Consider the following 15,139-nt stretch of genomic DNA (forward strand, 5'->3'; position numbering starts at 1 on the left):
AGGTTTGGGTCCCCGCTAAAGAAGCCTATTGGATCTTTACGCAGGTATCTTCCGATTTCTGGTTCGTAATACCTAAACCCGTTATAATGCAGCCCCGTCTCGGCATCGTAGTATTGGCCCGGGAACCTGAAATTTTCCTGGGTGATGAAATCCAGGTACTGGCGCCGGGATTCCGCCGGCGCCGGGATTCCGCCGAAATTCGTCACGTCAGACGCGTTTTACTGCAAGACGGACCGCAGAAAACACCCGCCGCCACTGTTATGATGACCGTCTCCGTCGCCACCGTCTGTTCCATCCCCGTTGTCTTCATAGAACAAAGCCGGTCCGGAAGGGTCTACAACGACGCCGTTGGCAACACCGTCCGCGTCGCCGATGCCGCCATCCTGGAACGTTAATGTCACCGACAGGCGATCCTCACTGAAGACGGCCTGGCCGGAATAATCGTACCAGCCGTTGACCGGGTCATGCTTGTACCAGATCGCGCCCTCGGGGATCGGTTGGGAGCAGTATAGGGTCAGTGCGATGGTGTCGCCGGGGGAAGCCGTCAACACCCGGAATGTCACCAGCCCCAGGGGAAAAGCGTCCGGCCGGTTGGTCATGTCGGGCACGCTGGCGTCGTCGATCCATTCCAGGTATTCCAGAGCCGTTTCCTCCGGAAGGATGAAGCCGAAATACAGGCCGGAACCATCGGACACCACGGCGATATTATCCTGGTCGCGATCCGGGGTGCCGTTACCGTCAAGGTCAAGATCTTCCGGCAGATCCTCGTCGGACGTCCAGACAGCGGTAAATTCGGCGGTGACGGCGATATCGGCCATGACATGGGTGTCCTGCCGGGTGGCGGTGGCGACCCCGTCACTCCACTTCACAAAACGGTAGCCCGGGTCCGGCTGGGCCGTGACCGGTGATCCGTCCGTACCCTGGCCGACGGTCTGGGTGCTGTCACCGATGATGGAACCGTTGTCCCCGGCCGTGTAATTCAGGGCAAAGGTGGTGATAACCGTTTCAAAAAAAGCCGTCACGGAAATATTCCCGGTCACATTGCTGTCCAGGCGCGGATTATCTATAGATCCGTCGTCCCATTGCGTGAAAGCAAAACCGGGATCGGGCACGGCAAAGACTTCCGATCCGCTGCCGCCATGGAGGACCTGCTGGGGGGTGGAGCCGCTGATGGCGCCGTGATCTCCGGCCGTGTATTCAAGGGTGTAGATGTCTCTGGCAAAAAAGGCTGTGACCGCCAGGTCGGCGGCGACGTTCATATCGGTCCGGATTGCGGTAGCAACACCGTCGCTCCAGCGCGAGAAATGGTAACCGTAACGGGGCACCGCTCTGACCGCCGAACCGTCCGCCCCGCAATCAACCGTCTGGGGGCTGGCGCCGATAATGGTTCCGCCGGTGCCGGCGGTGTAGGTCAGGGTAGCCGTACAAACCGATGCCCTGAACCAGATGTCGGAGCCGGCCACGAACCCGGCTCCGGCCGTGGCCATCCCGCCGGCGTAGCTGTTCGTTACGTCATAGCGGAATTTAATGCCATTGACGCCGCCGAGTTCGTTCGTGAACAGGAAGGTATACTGCTGGCCCGCCGTGATCGCCACGCCGCCCACCGCGTAGGTGTTCTCCCCGTGAACCAACGCGGGCAAGCCGGTCTGGGTGGAGAGCAGGTCGGGCCCGGCGAGGCTTTGACCATTGTAAATTTTAAGTGTCATCAGGCCGGCATTCGGCGTATCGGCTTTTACGGTTATGGACTGGAGCGTGCCGTCGCAGGTCGGCGTCCAGGATTGGCCGACGGTCAGCGGAGCGGTGGTGTTGTTTTCTACCAGAAATTCGTCCGTGCAGCCCGCGAAAGAATGGGCCGGAATGCCGATCAGCAAGGCCAGCAGGACGGCCAGCCCCAGGGCGGCTTTCATTATATGAAAGCTTTTCTTACAAGATACGAATACATCGTTTAATGACTTTTTAGCCATTTTGGGTACCCCGCCTTTTTTCAACTTTAAGTAAGGTTGTCGGTTTTGCTAAAGGATAACGCGGAACGGGTTATCGTCCACGATCTTTTTCACGGTGTTGCCGTTGGCGTCGTACCCGATGCCGGCGCCACCGGCGCCTGGCCGTTTTCGCAAACTCCCGCCAGGCGGGCCGTCAGGGCATCATTTTCATTCATCAGTGAACTGACCGTGTCCTGGACATGCGTCAAGGAAGTTTGCAGTTCCTGGCGCGTCGCGCGTTCATGAAAAAACAGCCCGGCCAGGCCCAGAGCCATAATCAGCAGCAGCAAAACCGTGCCGCCCAGGACAAACAGATAACGCCTGGGGTGATTAATCCGGACGGTCCGTCCGTATTCATTGATGAGCAGCAACTGCCAGTTGCCCCGGGGGCGGGACGGCTTTCCGCGCTTTTCATTCATGCCAGGAAAACCCCAGATGCCGATAGGCTTCACGCGTCGCCTTTCTCCCCGAAGAGGTCCGCTGCAGAAAGCCCTCGGCCAGCAGAAAAGGTTCCACCACATCCACCAGGGTATCCGTCTCTTCCTGGAGGGTGGCGCTGATGGCCTCTATCCCCACCGGCCCGCCGTCATAATAACTGATGATCGTGGTCAGGTAGGAGCGATCCAGCGGCGTCAGGCCCCGGCCGTCCACCCCCTCCAGCGCCAGGGCCGCGTCCACCACCTCGGCGTTCAGTTTCCCGTCGCAGCAGACCTGGGCGTAATCCCTGACCCGCTTCAACAGTCGGTTGACGATGCGCGGCGTTCCCCGGGAACGTCCGGCCAGGGCCAGGGCGCTGGCATCATCAATTTTCATGTTCAACAGGCAGGCGGAGCGATGGACAATTTTCACCAGCTCCCCGATGGAGTAGAAATCAAATTTGCGGAAAATGCCGAACCGGTCCCGCAGGGGGGCGGACAGCAACCCTACCCGGGTAGTGGCGCCGATAAGGACGAACTGATTGAGGCGGAACCGGTGGCTGCGGGCATGCATGCCCTTGTCGAAAACAAAATCAATGGCGAAGTCTTCCATGGCCGGATACAGCAACTCTTCCACTACCTTCGGGAGACGGTGGATTTCATCCACGAACAGGATATCCCCCCGCTCCAGGCGGGTCAGCATACCGACCAGATCCCCCCCCCGCTCCAGGGCGGGACCGGAGGTGACCGTCAGTTCCGCGCCGGTCTCCACCGCGATGATATGCGCCAGGGTGGTCTTCCCTAAACCGGGGGGGCCGTGAAAAAGGATATGTTCCAGGGGCTCCTCCCGCTGACCGGCGGCTTTGATGGCGATTCGCAGCGTTTCCACCGTTTCGGCCTGGCCCACATAACCGGAAAAGTCCGGCGGCCTCAGGGAAAGAAGTTCCCGGCCCAGATCCGCTTCCGTGCTCTTCGGCGTCAGCGGCTTATCCTTGTCGGAAGAGAAGGTTAAAATCCCTTTTGCCATGGGTCTGATCCATTGATCCTGGTGGCGGCCTACAAAAACCTGCCGCAAAACAGGTTACCGCGTTTTAAAAATTTCTTCCAGCAGCGCTTCCGGGGTCGCGATTGACGCCTGCCGCTGCAGGGCGTCAAAGATCATCTGCCTGGCCTCCAGCGTCCTGTATCCCAGCTGGCCGACCAGCACGTGCATGGTCTGTTCGATAAAAGCCCGGCTGTCGGTATCGGCCGCGGGGGCGGCCCCGGGGACATCACCGACGAACTGGCCGACCTTGCCATGCAGGGTGGCGATGATTTTCTGGGCGGTCCGGGAACCGATTCCCTTGAGCCCTCCCAGCAGGGTCGCGTTTCTGGCTTCGATGGCCGCGGCGATGTCGCTGACCGGCAGGGTCAACGCCTGGGCCGCCTTCAACGGACCGATGGTCTCCACGGATATCAGCAACCGGAAAAATTCTTTTTCCTCCTCGGAGTTGAATCCGATGAGTACGGGCGCCGGCTGACGCTCGGTCTGGTGATAGTAGACATAAAAAAAGGCGGGATCTCCCTCGCTCTTGAGCCGGAGGGAATCCATGACGACCGCGGGCAGCAGCAGTTCATAGCCGACATGACCCGCCAGAAGCAGGATGCGATCGGCCCGTTTTTTTAAGATAACGCCCTCAAGGTATCCGATCATATCGGAACAATCCCATAATGGCCAGCGCCAGCGCGTCCGAAGCATGGTCCGGCCGGATGACCGTTTCGTGGCGGAGAATTCGGCGCACCGATTCGGCCATCTGTTTCTTGCCGGCGTTACCGTTACCGGTGATGACCTTTTTGGCCTCACGGACCGGTACGCTGACCACATCGGCTTTGGCCCGGTACCCGGCCAGCAGGATAATACCGGTCACCTGGCCCAGCATAATGCCGGAGGCCGGATACGCTTTCAAGGAAAACACGTCCTCTACAATCATGATGTCCGGTGATTCGGACTGAAGAAGTGACGTGATGCTGGAAAAAATATGATTGAGCCGGCCAGGCAGCGGCTGCGCCTTGTCGGTCTGGATGCTTCCAAACGAATAATGATGGATCTCGGTCTTTTCCCCCTCGACGATGCCGACGCCTGTTTCCGCCAGCCCGGGATCTATGCCGAGCACTTTTGTCATGATGTCATATCACAGCTCTTTGAGCCGCTGGGCCGCCAGTTTCGCCTCTTCTGAATTGGGGAAATCCCGGACCACCTGCTTGAGACGCAACCGGGCGTTGACATCATCCCTGATTTCCTTAAAGGCCAGCCCCTGCTTCAGCAGCGCGGCCGGAAACTTATTGCCCTTGGGATATTTATCGATAATTTTCTGGTATTCCAGGATGGCTTTCTCGAAATTCTTCTCCCGGTAGTAGGTTTCGCCTATCCAGAAAAGGGCATTATCACATTGCTCCGATTTCGGATAAAGCTGCACCATTTTCCCGAAAGCCGCGCGCGCCCCGTCATAATCGGCCGCGTTCAGCCGCTGGCGTCCCGTATCGTATAGCGTTTCCTCGTCAACAGCCGCTTCCGGGGGTGCCCCCGCATCACTTCCAGGGGCCGATCCGGCATCACCCGTCACAACAGGCGCTCCGTCGGGACCCGTCGTCGCCGGGGCCGAAGGCGGTTCCTTGGCCTGCCGCCACGACTGGTATTCTTTGATATGACTGTCCAGGCGGAAAGCGGTCTGCTCCTGTTCACCGCGAAGCGCCTGCACCTCACTTCTCAAACTGTTCAGTCCGGCGTTGACCTCGGCGTACTCGCTTCTGCCCTTGTCTTTCTCTTTTTTAGATTTGTCGACTTCGTACTGCAGCCTGCGGCATTGTTGCTCCAGATCGTCTACCCTGGACGCACTGACGCAACCCGTCATCAGGCAGGCCGCCACCATACAGGTGAAGATATGTTGTGTTTTCACGGCACCGTTCCCGTGCAAAAAAACAGCCGCCCGACTGTTTCAGCCGGACGGTATTACGTGCTTGAGTCAGAGGCAGCCGTTGCCCGGTCGGGAGAAAACCAGGCAACGGTTGTCGACTCTGCGCATTCAGAATGGACGAAAGATGGTGTTCCCGGCGGGAGAAGTCCCGCCGACACTCCCTGCCCCCCTGCTGGCGGGCCTTCCGTCCACCGTATCAGGACTAATGAATGACAAAATGGGCCCGTCTGTTCTTGGCCCAGGCGTCTTCATCATGACCCGTATCCACAGGTTTCTCTTCGCCGTAGCTGACCGTGTCCAGGCGGGAAGATTCAATCCCCATGTCCACCAGGAACTCCATAGCGCTCTTGGCGCGTCTTTCACCCAGGGCGATGTTGTATTCAGCCGTGCCGCGCTCATCGCAATGGCCTTCGACGGTCACCGATTCATCGGCATTGCTGCGCAGCCAGGCGGCCTTGCGCTCAAGGACGCTGCGGGCATCCGCGGTCAGATCGGACCTGTCAAAATCGAAATAAACGTCTTCGTTCTCAAACGCTTCCCGGGCCCGCTGCATTTCCATACGGACAGCCGCGTCTTCATCCACATCAGACGACTTTACCGTCGACTTTTCCTGAGTAGCGCCGGTGTCGGGTTTGACCTGCTTCTTGGAACAGGAGATTGTGAAAACCATCCCGCACACCAGCAGCGCCGCAATCATGATCGTTAAAATTTTCCTTACCATTGTTGTCCTCCTAAATTACTTGTTGTTGTTATACGGCTTTGTGACAATTATCTATTGACCCGCTGTCATGCCGAGCGACCAGGCCGGACACGTTTGCTCTCCCGGCAGTGTCAGCAGCCGTCTCTGGTCGGTCCCGGCAATTGTCATCACATATATTTTCGATTTGCCTCCCTCACGCGTCGAACTGAACGCGATCAGGCTTCCGTCAGGAGACCATGTCGGCGACTCATTGTCCCCTTGATTGTCAGTCAACCGGACGGACTGTTTCGTGCCGACATCCACCACCCTGATCTGAAACTGGCCGTCCTCCAGGGAGCTGTAGGCGATCTTCTCATCCACCGGGCTCCATTTGGGGGTTGTATTATACTTGCCTTCAAAAGTCAACCTCTCTGTATTTCCCGAGGCGATATCCATGACATAAAGCTGAGGTGTCCCCCCCCTCTTGGACACAAACGCCACCCGGCCGCCGTCCGGGGAAAAGGTCGGAGACACGTCAATATCCCAGCTCTTGGTCAGCTGCTTGGTCACTTTCCCTTCCCCGGTCAGCAGATAAATCTCCTGGTCCCCGGAAAAGGAGAGAGAGGCCGCCAGCTCAAAACGGCCCGGCCGCCAGACCGGAGAAAGGTTCACTCCCGGTTTATCGAACACATAGCCCCGTTTGTCCGAGAGGTTCTGGATATAAAGATCGGGCTTACCCTTGCGGTAAGACGTGAACGCCAGCCATTGACCGTCCGACGACCAGGCCGGCGACAGTTCAATGACCTGGTTGTTGGTAATCCGGCGGGGATTGTATCCGTCGAACTCGCTGACAAAAATTTCCTTGTTGCCCGGTCCGTTGGAAACCAAAGCGATCTCGCTGTCAAAGTACCCTTTCCGGCCGGTCAGCCGCTCCATGACTTCGCTGCAGAAACGCCGGATGATTTTTCTCTGGTCGCTGATCCGGCCTTTATACCGTTTGCCCACCAGCATCTGCGCCTTGAAAACGTCAATCATTCTCAATTCATAGACGACATTGTCGTCTTCCAGGGAAACGCTGCCGGTCACCAGGAACTCGGCCCCGATATCCGACCAGTTTTTCAAATTGATCTCACTCAATCCGATGCCGGTCTGCCGGGGATCCTCCAGGAAGGCGGCCCTGTCGATAATACTGAAATAGCAAGTAAACTCTAATGTCTGGGCAATCAGATCGGCCGATTCCCGGGCCACGGTCTCCTCTTCGGCCGTACCCGCCAGGGACTTTAATTCAGGCACCGCCAGCGGGATTTTCCTTAAAAACGGATTGCTGATAACGATGGTATCATAACCGGCCAGAGCATGAGCCGGCACGATCACGGCGACCAGAAACATCAGAACAGTTGCGCTAACGTATCGATACATCATCATAAAAACACTCGCCTTTGTCAGTACATATCCGATGGCGTGAATTCCAGCCCCACGGTGTAGGAACGAAATCCATCGGGAAGCCTCGGAAGGGGATTGGATTTTAATACCGCCTTGTAAGCGGAATCGTCATAATACTCGTTACCGGACTTCCGGTCAAACCAGGTGTCGGTTATGGTACCGTCAGCGTCAATCTTAATGCCGATCACCGTTTTCAACTCCTGGTCGGCTCCGACCAGCTGGCTGGAAAACACCCAGTTCTTTAAAATATGGTAGCGGATCTCCAGCTTGTAGATATCGATCGCTTCCAGTTCCTTGTTGGATCCGCCCCCGGCGGGACCGCCCAGACCCGGGCCGCCCCCGCCTCCCACGCTGCCGGAAACCGTCACCGACTGGTGACTGTTTTCCTCCGCCTGCCTTAAACGGGACAGGGCCTGGTTAATAGAGTCGGTTGACTCCGGAGCGTCCTCCTTCTTCTGCTCCACCTTCTTTTCCAGCCGGGCGATGGCCTTATCCAGGTTCTGCGCGGGATTGAAGGTTTTTTCCTTCAGGGCGGTTTTGACCTTGTTGGTCGGCTTGGCCGGCGCCATGGGGATGGCCGCCGGTGCCTGAGGCGTCGGCGGTGCCTGAACCGGTTTCGGCGCCTTGGGCTCGGGAACATTCTCGGCCTTCTTGGCGGGCGCCGGTGGCTGCGGTTCGGGTTGGCTCATCCGGGGCGCGGCCGGCGGTCCGCCGCCGGGAGGCGCTCCCGGCAGGCCGGAGACCAGATCCACACTAATCACCCGGGAAGAAAAGGAGTTCCGTTCACAGCCATTGAAACCGGAAAGAAGGATCATGCAAACCGCGAGGACGAGGTGACATCCCAGGGATATTCCCATGTAAGGCGCCAGGGTTCCGATATCCTGGGTGTCCTGCCGGAACAAAGGTCGTTCAAAAGTCATGACAATATCTTGTGGTTTGTCAGGGAAACGACAAAAGCCACGAAGCCCTTACAATATCGGTCACGGCGGCGTTCGGGAATCATCATTTTTTACTCATGCCGGGTGATGATGTGCCGGGGATTTTCTTCTCCGCGTCTTCTTTCCCCTTCTTGCCGCTCTCCACCGGCTGGGTCAGCATGCCCAGTTTTTCCACGCCGGCGCCCTTGATCTCGGCCATGACGCTGACCACAAATCCATAGGGGACGTCTTTGTCCGCTTTTAAAAAAACCTGCCGGTCTTTACGGTGTTCCATGATCGCGGCCAGTTTTTCCCCCAGAAAAGACAAATCGACTTCCACGGTATTGATAAAAACACGGCTGTCCCGGTCCACCGATATCACCAGCCGCTCCTCTTCTCCGGTGGGAATCGGGGCCGCGGAGGTCTCCGGCAGGGCCACGTCCACGCCGTGGATCATCATCGGCGCCGTCACCATGAAGATGATCAGCAGGACCAGCATGACGTCCACCAGGGGCGTCACGTTGATCTCCGACATCAGGCTGTCGTTGTTCGCGTCCGACTTCATCTGTCCCCCTCGGACATTTTCGGCCGCCGGATCTGCCGCTCGATAATATTCAGAAAATCGGCTGAAAAATTTCTCATCTCTCCGTCCACGATCCGGTTTTTCTGGGTAAAATAATTGTAGGCCACGACCGCCGGTATAGCGGCCGCAAGGCCCGCCGCCGTCGCGACCAGGGCTTCTGAGATTCCGGGCGCCACCACCGCCAGGCTGGCGGAACCGCGCTGGCCGATACCATGAAAGGAGTTCATGATACCCCAGACCGTGCCGAACAGACCGATGAACGGCGCCGTATTGCCGGTGGTAGCCAGAAATGGCACCAGCTGATTCAATTTGCCCACCTCGGCACTGACGCTTCGCTGCAGGGCCCGTTCAATACTGGTGATAGCCGGAATTTCAAAATCCTGCGGCCCGCTTCCGTCCGGGGTGGTCAACCGTTTAAACTCCACGTAACCGGCCCGGAAGACCCTGGCCACCGGAGAGAACCGCAGCATTTTGGCCCGGTTGAAAGCGTCTGAAAAATCACGTTTTTTCCAGAAATAATCGGTGAACTCCAATGATTCAGCCAGAGCCCTCTTGACATAGCGGTACTTGATGAACATGATCGCCCATGATGTTACCGAAAAAGTCAGCAGCACCAGCATCACAAACTGAACCATGAAACCGGCGTTAAGAATCATTTTTACAATATCGAGACCTTCAGACATTATCGCATCGTCCCCCTTTATTGATGACAACCCATGGATCGGGCATGACAAACCCTAAAATCATCAGGTTATACCGCCTACACCACACTTTATGCTCCGATTTGGATTTAATTATCACATAATTCCATTTAATCCAACTCAAAACGTCGCCACATATCATGACGGTGCCGGGACTGCAATCAGAATCGCATATAATTTTTTGCAGCGCCCAGAAGGTCCGAAGCCCAAGGGTCAAAATGACCGCTTCAAATTATTTTATCCGTTTAATTAGACACGGACACGGCCATCAGTTCCCCGACGATTTTTGACAGTTTCGAAGGGTTGGCCACCCGGCCGCCTTCACCAATCAGCGCCAGGTCATAGATCAGGCCGATGTACTCGGCCAGCTTCGGATCGTCCTTGTCTTTTTCAAACAGGTCGTTGACGCGGGCAATGGCCGGATGATCCACGTTAATCTCCAGAACGCGTTTGGTCTCCGGCATGGTCTGGCCCGAGGCCTTTAGAATCTTCTCCATATAGGCGCTCATGTCATAGGTGTCGCCGGAGAGGCAGGCCATGGAATCCTTCAACCGGGTAGAGGGTTTGACCTCCTTGATTTTTTCATCCAGCGTCTTTTTCATATACTCAAAAAGTTTACCGTAGGCCTTCTGCTTTTTCTTGTCCACTTCACCCAGGTCCAGGTCGCCCTTTTCAGCGCTCTTCAGTTTCCTGCCGTCATACTCGGGCAGGGCCGAGACCACCCACTCATCCACCGGATCGGTCATGAGCAGGACCTCAAACCCTTTTTCCTTGAGTTGTTCCAGGTGAGGATGGTTCATGAGGGATTCAAGATTCTCGCCGGTAATGTAATAAATCTCCTTCTGCTCCTCCTTCATGCCGGCCACGTAATCCTTAAAGCTGGTCCACTTGCCGTCTGACTGGGTGGTCTTGTATCGCAGCAGATCGACGATCTTGTCCCGGCTGGCAAAATCGGTGTGCATGCCTTCCTTGAGGACCTGGCCGAACTCCACGTAAAATTTCTCGTACTCTTCCTTGCCCATGTTGGCCAGCAGATCCAGCACTTTTTTGACCAGGTTTTTGCGGATGTTGCGCACCACCGCGTCCTGCTGCAGAATCTCGCGGCTGACGTTCAGGTTCAGATCCGGCGCGTCCACCACGCCCTTGATGAAGCGCAGATAATCAGGGAACAGTTCCTTGCAGTCGTCCATGATAAAAACGCGCTTGGAGTAAAGCGACAGGCCGTGTTTCCGGCCCGGGTGGAACAGTTCGAAGGGCGCCTTGGAGGGGATATACAGCAGGGCCACGTATTCGGTCACGCCTTCCAGTTTCAGGTGCAGGTGGGTCAGGGGCGGATTCCAGTCGTGACTCAGGTGCTTGTAAAACTCCTCATGCTCCTCGGCGGTGACCTCGTCCTTGTCCTTGAGCCAGATGGCTTTCATGGAATTTAAGGTCTCTTCCTTTGTCACGGCTTTGGTCTGGCCCTCGATCTTCTTCCCGTCCTTGTCCACCAGGGCGTCCTTGTCATCGACCGGCTCGTCCCGGGTCACGTCCATGACCACGGGGTAGGCCACGAAATCGGAATGTTTCTTTATAATGTGCCGGATGGTGTACTCCTCGGTGAAGTCCTCGGCCTCGTCGTCTCCTTCCGGCGCCGGCTTGAGGTGGAGAATAATGCGGGTGCCCCGTTCCGGCTTGTCGACGGTTTCCAGGGTGTAGGAACCGTCCCCGGCCGATTCCCAGCGTACGGCTTCATTGACCGGTGCCCCGGCCGCGCGGGTGATCAGGGTGATCCGGTCGGCCACGATAAAAGCGCTGTAAAACCCGACGCCGAACTGGCCGATCAGTTCCGGCGAAACGCCCCCGCTCTCCTGGGCCTCCCGCATGGCCTTCATGAAGGCGGCCGTGCCGCTCTGGGCGATGGTGCCGATATTGGCAATCACTTCGTCCCGGGTCATGCCGATGCCGTTGTCGGCGATTTCCAGGGTGCGCTTGTCCCGGTCGGGGGTCAGCTTGATCTTGAATTCCGTGTCTTCACCCAGAATATGCGGGTCGGTCTGGGCCTTGAACCGCAGCCGGTCGATGGCGTCGGAGGCGTTGGAGATCAGCTCCCGCAGAAACACCTCGCGGTTGGAATAAAGGGAGTTGATAATCAGATTGAGTATCTGCTGGTCATCGGTCTTGAACTTGAATGTCTCTTTGCCTGTCATGATTTACCTCGTTCAAACGGTTATTATCGTATCAGCACCGGAATCATCTCTCATCTGTAATCGAGTATGCGAAAACAGTTTGTTGTAGCGCCATGACCCTTTTGGGGCCGGTTGCCATCATCCGCGGAGTTTCTCGAAGGGCTCTGTGCCCGCCCAAAATGATCGCGGAGCGAACAAAATATACTTTTACGAAGCCGCCACCGTATAATTTTTTTTAAAAAATGAACATTATAACTGAAAAGTCAAGGCCGTTTGACCTGCAAACAGTTAATTTTCCGATAAAAAAGCCCGGATACCGCTGATCGGTATCCGGGCTTTTGTTTATTTGTAATAAAGACGGCTTACATGAAAGCGTCTTCGGGCATCTGCATGACCGCGGTGTTCATGGCGGCCACGCCGTCCATCTTGCCCATCACGGCCGGGAAAACGGAGGTGATGTAGAATTCGGCCGTCTTGACCTGGCCGATGTAGAAGGCTTCATCCTTTTTGACCTTGACGCCGGCCTTGAGGGTTTCAGAAGCCACGGCCGCCCGCCACAGGTGCATCCAGGCCATGACCACGTCGCCGACCACTTCCAGGAAGGGGGTGGCCGAGGCAAAGGCGTCCAGCACCCGGTCGGACATGGCGGTGGCGCCGATGGTCATGGCCACATCGCCCAGCCGGGCCAGGGCCTTTTCCACGGTTTCAGCCATGGCCTTCAGTTCATCGAACTGCTTGGCCCGGGCCGCGACCGCGCCGATTTCTCCCAGGAAATCCTTGAAGGGCTTGCTGTTGTTCATGCCCAGCTTGCGGGCCAGCAGGTCCATGGCCTGGATGCCGTTGGTGCCTTCATAAATGCTGGTGATTTTACAGTCCCGGACCAGCTGCTCCTGGGGATACTCCTTGATGTAGCCGTAACCGCCGTACACCTGGCAGCCAATGACGCAGACTTCAAAACCCCGGTCCGTACAATAGGCCTTGACAACCGGCGTCAGGAATTCGATCAGGCCCTGGTATTTGTCCTTTTCCGCGGCATCGGCGGTAATTTCCACTCGGTCAAAACAGTGGGCCACGAAATACAGCAGGCCGCGCAAACCTTCCACGTAGGATTTCATCCACAGGAGCTGGCGCCGGACATCCGGGTGTTTGATGATGTTGACGCTGGGCGCCGCGGCGTTCATGAAATTGAGCAGATCGCGGCCCTGGATCCGTTCCTTGGCGTAGGCCACGGCATTGGCGTAGGAAGTGGCGCCCAGCGAATAGCCCTGGACGCCCACGCCGAACCGGGCCTCGTTCATCATCAGGAACATGGCCTTCATGCCCTTGTTTTCCTGGCCCAGCAGAGTGCCGATGCAGTTGCCCTTGCCGCCCAGGGTCAGGGAGCAGGTGGCGTTGCCGTGGATGCCCATTTTCTCCTCGATGCCGGTGCAGACCACGTCGTTGAACTCACCCAGGCTGCCGTCGGGATTAACCCGGAACTTGGGCACGATAAACAGGGAGATGCCGCGGGTGCCGGCGGGCGCGCCTTCGATGCGGGCCAGGACCGGGTGAATGATATTCTCCGTCAGATCATGCTCGCCGGCGGAGATGAAAATCTTGTTGCCGGAGATGGAATAGGTGCCGTCCGGGTTTTTGACGGCGGTGGTGGTCAGGGCGCCGACATCGGAACCGGCGTCCGGTTCGGTCAGCAGCATGGTGCCGGCCCACTTGCCGGAATACATGTTTTTGACATACATTTTTTTCTGTTCGGGGGTGCCCAGGGTCTCGATCATCTTGGCGGCACCGTGGCACAGACCGGGGTACATCATGAAGGCCATGTTGGCGCCGGAAAAGAATTCGGCCGCCGCCAGGTTGACGACGTGGGGCATGCCCTGGCCGCCGAACTCGGGGTCTTCGGAAGCACCGATCCATTCGCCTTCGCGATAAAGGTCAAAAATCCTTTTAAAGGATTCCGGAGCGGTGACCTTGCCGTTTTCAAACTTGCATCCGGCATCCCCTTCCACGTTGGCGGGCAGGATTTCCTTCAAGGCCAGATTGCGGGCCTCGGTAACCACCATGTCTATGGTTTTCCTGTTAAAATCAGCGAACTTGTCATGTTTTGACAGCTCTTCCACGTGGAGCATTTCATGCAGGACAAAATCGACGTCCCGACGATTGGAAAGCGTAGCCTGTGCCATAACTTCAATCTCCTTTTTTTTCAGAAAGTTCTAAAGTTCTATGTTTCAATCAATAAATTATGATTGTGGTGAATGAATACTCATTCACTATAAACCGCCCGGAATTTAGGTGTCAAGCAACAAATCATTTTTTCAAAAAGGTTCAAAGTACGAGGTTTAAGGTTTGAGGTTTAAGGTTTGAGGTGCAAGGGGGGGGGTATGAAGTTTCTGCGGGCTCTAAAAAAAATATGGGTATCTTATTGAATATAATTGGTTGTGTGTCAGGTTTATGATAAAAGTTTAGCAATAAATATAATTCAATAAGTTATGGGGGCCACCTCTAAAAATAAGAATTTTGGTTCCAGTTCAAGGCGCGCGAAAATTTTAACCGCAGGAATACATAGCAGTATTTCGAGGATTAAAATTTGAGCGCAACGACGAAATCGAACCAAAAGGCAATTTTTAGAGATGGCCTGGATAGTTAATCATGAATTTGGCCTCATTCATTACCGCCCTGGAGAAGCATTATCAAAACAGCCGGGCGCCGGTGGTTACCCTGATCGCCGAACGGGGAGCCACGCCTTTTGAAATTCTGGTCTCGACCCTGCTTTCCCTGCGCACCCGGGACGCGGTCACAACCGCGGCCACGAACCGGCTTCTGGAAAAGGCCACAACGCCGGAGCAGCTCCTTTCCCTGACGGAAAAACAGATCCAGCGGCTGATCTACCCGGTTGGCTTTTATCCCACCAAGGCCAAACGGCTCAAACAAATCTGCGCGCTGCTGGTCAGCCAATTCAAGGGGCATGTGCCTGACACCATGGAAGGGCTCCTGGCCCTGCCCGGCGTGGGCCGAAAAACCGCCAACCTGGTGCTGTCCGAAGGTTTCGGCCAGGATGCCATTTGCGTGGACACCCATGTTCACCGCATCAGCAACCGCATCGGACTGGTGGAGACGAAAACACCGGAACAGACGGAAGACGCATTGAGGAAAACCCTTCCCAGGAAATACTGGAAAAGATACAATAGCCTTCTGGTCTGTTTCGGGCAGACCCTGTGCGCGCCTATTTCACCCTTCTGCGGCCAGTGCCCGGTGGCCCGGCAATGTCCGAAAAAAGGAGTGGTTCGATCCCGATAACCAGA

Annotated in this window: 15 protein-coding genes; 1 reads left to right on the forward strand and 14 read right to left on the reverse strand. The window is 56.5% G+C overall.

What is annotated here, in order from left to right; genetic code table 11:
- The 14 genes from AB1724_17940 to AB1724_18005 form a co-directional block, all read right to left on the reverse strand.
- On the reverse strand, positions 1-206 hold a 206-nt coding region (locus AB1724_17940), incomplete at its 3' end, for an RHS repeat-associated core domain-containing protein (protein ID MEW6079692.1).
- A 12-nt stretch (positions 207-218) separates the two neighbouring features.
- Positions 219-1,907 carry a choice-of-anchor U domain-containing protein gene (locus tag AB1724_17945; protein ID MEW6079693.1) on the reverse strand — a complete coding sequence of 563 codons (1,689 nt, stop codon included), beginning with the start codon at positions 1,905-1,907 and terminating at the stop codon, positions 219-221.
- A 146-nt stretch (positions 1,908-2,053) separates the two neighbouring features.
- A complete protein-coding gene (locus AB1724_17950; GenBank protein ID MEW6079694.1) occupies positions 2,054-2,401 on the reverse strand; it encodes a hypothetical protein in 348 nt (115 codons plus the stop codon).
- Positions 2,394-3,425 (reverse strand): Holliday junction branch migration DNA helicase RuvB, encoded by a 1,032-nt coding sequence (gene ruvB / locus AB1724_17955; protein ID MEW6079695.1) that lies wholly within the window; start codon positions 3,423-3,425, stop codon positions 2,394-2,396. Before ruvB ends, AB1724_17950 begins: the two co-directional genes overlap by 8 nt.
- 54 nt (positions 3,426-3,479) lie before the next feature.
- Positions 3,480-4,091 (reverse strand): Holliday junction branch migration protein RuvA, encoded by a 612-nt coding sequence (gene ruvA, locus AB1724_17960; GenBank protein MEW6079696.1) that lies wholly within the window; start codon positions 4,089-4,091, stop codon positions 3,480-3,482.
- Positions 4,075-4,560: a crossover junction endodeoxyribonuclease RuvC gene (locus AB1724_17965; GenBank protein ID MEW6079697.1), complete on the reverse strand. Its 486-nt coding sequence runs from the start codon at positions 4,558-4,560 to the stop codon at positions 4,075-4,077. Before AB1724_17965 ends, ruvA begins: the two co-directional genes overlap by 17 nt.
- 9 nt (positions 4,561-4,569) lie before the next feature.
- Entirely contained in the window at positions 4,570-5,334 is a 765-nt protein-coding gene (gene ybgF / locus AB1724_17970; GenBank protein MEW6079698.1) for a tol-pal system protein YbgF, read from the reverse strand.
- A 220-nt stretch (positions 5,335-5,554) separates the two neighbouring features.
- Positions 5,555-6,073: a peptidoglycan-associated lipoprotein Pal gene (pal, locus tag AB1724_17975; GenBank protein ID MEW6079699.1), complete on the reverse strand. Its 519-nt coding sequence runs from the start codon at positions 6,071-6,073 to the stop codon at positions 5,555-5,557.
- A gap of 51 nt (positions 6,074-6,124) precedes the next feature.
- Positions 6,125-7,456, reverse strand: a complete 1,332-nt coding sequence (gene tolB / locus AB1724_17980) for a Tol-Pal system beta propeller repeat protein TolB (GenBank protein MEW6079700.1) — start codon at positions 7,454-7,456, stop codon at positions 6,125-6,127.
- 17 nt (positions 7,457-7,473) lie between these two features.
- On the reverse strand, positions 7,474-8,394 hold the full coding sequence (locus AB1724_17985) for a TonB C-terminal domain-containing protein (GenBank protein ID MEW6079701.1): 921 nt from the start codon (positions 8,392-8,394) through the stop codon (positions 7,474-7,476).
- 82 nt (positions 8,395-8,476) lie between these two features.
- A complete protein-coding gene (gene tolR / locus AB1724_17990; GenBank protein MEW6079702.1) occupies positions 8,477-8,956 on the reverse strand; it encodes a protein TolR in 480 nt (159 codons plus the stop codon).
- Positions 8,953-9,657 carry a protein TolQ gene (gene tolQ, locus AB1724_17995; GenBank protein MEW6079703.1) on the reverse strand — a complete coding sequence of 235 codons (705 nt, stop codon included), beginning with the start codon at positions 9,655-9,657 and terminating at the stop codon, positions 8,953-8,955. The genes tolR and tolQ overlap by 4 nt, the downstream gene beginning before the upstream one ends.
- A gap of 263 nt (positions 9,658-9,920) precedes the next feature.
- A complete protein-coding gene (htpG, locus tag AB1724_18000; protein ID MEW6079704.1) occupies positions 9,921-11,864 on the reverse strand; it encodes a molecular chaperone HtpG in 1,944 nt (647 codons plus the stop codon).
- A 341-nt stretch (positions 11,865-12,205) separates the two neighbouring features.
- Positions 12,206-14,020 carry an acyl-CoA dehydrogenase gene (locus AB1724_18005; GenBank protein ID MEW6079705.1) on the reverse strand — a complete coding sequence of 605 codons (1,815 nt, stop codon included), beginning with the start codon at positions 14,018-14,020 and terminating at the stop codon, positions 12,206-12,208.
- 466 nt (positions 14,021-14,486) lie between these two features.
- Here AB1724_18005 and nth point away from each other — a divergent pair, with 466 nt between their 5' ends.
- A complete protein-coding gene (gene nth, locus AB1724_18010) occupies positions 14,487-15,134 on the forward strand; it encodes an endonuclease III (GenBank protein MEW6079706.1) in 648 nt (215 codons plus the stop codon).
- The last annotated feature ends 5 nt before the right edge of the window (positions 15,135-15,139 follow it).

It is taken from the genome of Thermodesulfobacteriota bacterium, assembly GCA_040753795.1.
Lineage (GTDB): Bacteria > Desulfobacterota > Desulfobacteria > Desulfobacterales > Desulfosudaceae > JBFMDX01.